The 3,709-nt window shown below is 76.0% G+C and carries 3 protein-coding genes; 2 read left to right on the top strand and 1 reads right to left on the bottom strand.

Annotation, left to right across the window (positions count from 1 at the left end; all coding sequences use genetic code 11):
• Both EBO15_RS42900 and EBO15_RS42895 read left to right on the top strand, forming a co-directional pair.
• A partial coding sequence (locus tag EBO15_RS42900; protein WP_147481921.1) for a DUF4253 domain-containing protein occupies positions 1-396 on the top strand: 396 nt, incomplete at its 5' end.
• Positions 397-558: 162 nt separating this feature from the next.
• Positions 559-1,737: a hypothetical protein gene (locus tag EBO15_RS42895; RefSeq protein ID WP_122200157.1), complete on the top strand. Its 1,179-nt coding sequence runs from the start codon at positions 559-561 to the stop codon at positions 1,735-1,737.
• 34 nt (positions 1,738-1,771) lie between these two features.
• Here EBO15_RS42895 and EBO15_RS42890 read toward each other — a convergent pair.
• The coding region (locus tag EBO15_RS42890; RefSeq protein WP_122200156.1) for an ATP-binding SpoIIE family protein phosphatase at positions 1,772-3,709 on the bottom strand (1,938 nt) is incomplete at its 5' end.

The raw sequence follows: 3,709 nt of genomic DNA, 5'->3' as shown, positions 1-3,709 counted from the left end.
CCGGCCCTGGACGACCCGGACGCCGCCGCCGACCGGCACGCCCGCGTCCTCGCCGCGCGCGGCCTGTCGCTCGGCCTGGTCGCGGTCGAGCGCGGCGCGGACGCGCTCGCGGCGATCGGCTGGCAGGGCGCCCTGAACCACAACGAGTGGATCGCGCCCCTCGCCGCCGTCGTCCGCGGCTGGGAGGACCGGTTCGGCGCGCGCGTCGTCGGCCTCGGTTTCAACACCCTCGAGCTGAGCGTCGCGGCGCCCCCCGTCACGACCCGTCACGCGGTCCAGGTCGCCGCCGAGCACTGGGCGTTCTGCCCGGACATCCTCTTCCAGGGGCCCGGCACGCTCGCCGGGTACGCCGAGGAGATCCGCGGCAAGACGTGGTGGTCGTTCTGGTGGGACTGAAACCCCCGCCACCTCTGACCCCAACGGTTCCTACTGGATCACACGCCACCCGAATGTCTACGATGCCCGTCTAGGTGTGATTCACGAAGAACGGCGGTCGGGGTGCGCTGGACGGGACGCGAGCACGGACCTGGACGGAAGCGCGGGCGCGGACCGCGTCGCATGCGCAGGCTCGGGCATGACCGGAGACGCGGACGCGCCCTGCCCGCCGTCGTCGGCGCGGCCGTCACGGCCACGCTGGCCGCCAACGTCGCCGTCATCGCCTCCGGCGCCGCCTCGCCCGAGCAGGCCGATCCCGGACGCCTCGTCGCCGTCGCCGACGGCGCCGCCGCACCCAAGCCGCCGACGGTCGCGCCGCTGTCCCGCACGCTGACGCCGCACCTGCTCGTCGCCGGGACCGGCACGCTGCCGCCCGACGCCGTCGCGAGGGTGCGGCGGCTCAAGGGCGTCGCCGGGGCGACCGTCGTGGACGCCGCGCGCGCCCAGGTCGCCGGACGGCAGGTCGGGCTGCTCGGCGTCGACCCGTCCGACTTCCGCGCGTTCGTGCCGAAGCAGAGCGGCGCGTCCGACCAGCTCTGGCAGACGATCGCGACCGGCGGCCTCGCCGTCTCGTTCACCATGTCCCAGGACGGCTCGGTGCCGCTCGGCCAGGTCGTCCCGGCGGGCAGCGCCTCCCACCCCGGACGGCTGCGCGTCGCCGCGTACGCCGCGCTCGGCATCCAGGACGTCGACGCGGTCGTGTCCCGCGGCCAGGCGCGCGCCCTCGGCATGCCCGACGGGAACGCGCTGCTGGTCAGCGCCCCGAAACTCGACTCGGACAAGCTGCAGAAGCAGATCCGGGGCATCCTGCCGAAGGGCACCAAGGTCGCGGTGCTGAACGCCCCGGCCAAGAAGCCCGTGCAGGACCCGACGCCGCGCTCGCGCCCCGAGGTGTCCGGACGTCCCGACGGCGTCAGCACCGCCCGCTCCCCGATCACCGGCAACACCGTCACCCCGACCATGCGGGACGTCGTGATGGAGATCGACGGCACGTTCGGGCCGTTCCCCACGATCGGCTGCTACCGCGGCGGCGCGGACGCGCAGGACCACGCCGACGGCCGCGCCTGCGACTTCATGGAGAGCTCCGGCGGCGCCATGCCGAGCGCGTCCGCGCAGCGGCACGGCGACCAGGTCGCCGCGTACGCCGTCGCCAACGCGTCCCGGCTCGGCATCTCCTACGTGATCTGGAAGCAGCACATCTGGAACATCGCGCGGGCGTCGGAAGGCTGGCGCCCGATGGCCGACCGCGGCGGCATCACCGCCAACCACTACGACCACGTGCACATCTCGGTGCTTCGCTAGGCCGTGCCACGCCGGCCCGCCGGAGGAACGCCCGCTAGGGGAGCGCCTGCTCGCACCAGACGGCCTTGCCGGTCGCGGTGCGGCGGACGCCCCAGCGGCGCGCGAGCCGCCCGACGACGTGCAGCCCCCGCCCGGTCTCGGTGAGCGCCGAGTCGTCCGGCTCGTAGGTCCCGTGGACGCGCGGCCGCCCGTCGGAGGAGTCCTGCACCTCGCACAGCAGCCCGCCCTCGCGGACCAGGCGCAGCGTGACCCGTCCCCCGGCGTGCCGGATCGCGTTCGTGACCAGCTCGGACGCCAGCAGCGCCGTCGAGTCGGCCATCTCCATCAGGTCCCAGCGCTCCAGCCGGTCGCGCACCAGCCCGCGGGCGCGACGCACCGCGGCGGGCTCGGCGGGCAGCTCCCAGCTCACGTGGTGGGACGACGGGATGCGGCGCAGCCGCGCGACGAGCATCGCGATGTCGTCGCGGTGCCGGTCGTCGAAGACGCCCCCGAGCGCGCCGTCGCACAGGTCCGTCAGGGAGGCCCCACCCGCGGCCGGCGCCCCGGCCCCGGACGCGGCCGGGCCGTCCGGCTCACGGCCGTCGAAGACGCGGCGCAGCCGGGCCAGCCCGTCGTCGATGTCGCGGCCCCGGTTCTCCACCAGCCCGTCGGTGTAGAGGAACAGCAGCGTGCCGTCCTCGACGGTGAACTCGCGGCTGGCGACCGGGCCGTCGCCGACGCCGAGCGGCGGGGACGGCGGGACGTCCAGGTAGGTCGCGGGCGCGCCCGGCGCGGCCAGCAGCGGCGGCAGATGTCCCGCGCTCGCCACCTCGCACCGCCCCGTGACCGCGTCGTACACGACGTACGCGCAGGTCGCGAAGTGCGGCTCGCGCTCGCCGAGCGTGGACATCAGCAGGTCGAGCCGCTCCAGCGCCTCGGCGGGCGGCAGGTCGAGACCGGCGAGGGTGTGGATCGCGGTGCGCAGCCGTCCCATCGTCACCGCGGCGCGCACCCCGTGCCCGGCGACGTCGCCGACGACGAGCGCGACGCGCCCGCCGGGCAGCGCGATCGACTCGTACCAGTCGCCGCCGACCTCCACCAGCCGCGAGCCCGGCAGGTAGCGGTGGTGCACCTCCACCGAGGACGGCGCGGACAGTCCCGTCGGCAGCAGGCTGCGCTGCAGCGTGAGCGCGGTGGCGCGCTCCCGGCCGTAGCGGCGCGCGCCGTCCACGAACCGGGCGGCGCGGGCCGCGAACTCCATCCCGATCTCGATGTCGTAGGCGTCGAACGGGCGGTGCGCGGTGTCGCGGGTGCAGACGAAGAACCCGGCCGCCCCCGGCCGGTCCGAGTCGTCCAGGCGGACCGGGAGGAGCAGCAGCGACGTTCCCTTGAGCAGGTCGGCGACCGGCGGGCGGCCCCACTTCTCGGCGAGCAGCATCGCGTCGTCGCCGCCGTAGAGGGTCAGCACCGGCTCGCCGGTCAGCAGGCACCGCTCGTGCGGCGTCCCGGCCGGGTAGACCAGCACCTCGCCGGTCGGGAACGCCGCGTCCCAGGCCGTGTCGTGGTCGTCGGAGGCGAGCGCCATGCGGCGCAGCGGCGGCGTGCCGGACGCGGGCGGCTCCTCGGCGTCGACCAGGCTCTCCAGGAGCAGCAGCGCGCCGGAGTTGCAGAAGTGCGGGACGAGGACGTCCATCAGGCCGCGCGCGAGCAGCTCGAGGTCGAGGGTCGCGCCGATGCGGGGCAGGCCGTCCTCGAGGAGCGCGCGGCGGGTGACGGCCGGGTCGACGAACCGGTCGGCGAGCGGCGCCGGCATCCGGATCACGGCGAGCGCGGCGGGGCAGGCGACCGCGCCCGGCACCACCGGGGTCATCGGGTGGACGGTCACCACGGCCTCGCGCGCCAAGCCCGCGTCGCGCTCGGCGGCGGAGCCGACCGGGAGCATGACGGTGCGCTCGCGGCCGGACCGCAGCGCCTCGGCCAGCGGCGCCGCGCC

The sequence above is a fragment of the Actinomadura harenae genome, assembly GCF_003696215.1.
Taxonomy (GTDB): Bacteria; Actinomycetota; Actinomycetes; order Streptosporangiales; family Streptosporangiaceae; genus Spirillospora; species Spirillospora harenae.
Note: the sequence above shows the minus strand (reverse complement) of the source record. Positions and strands in the feature narration are given on the sequence as shown.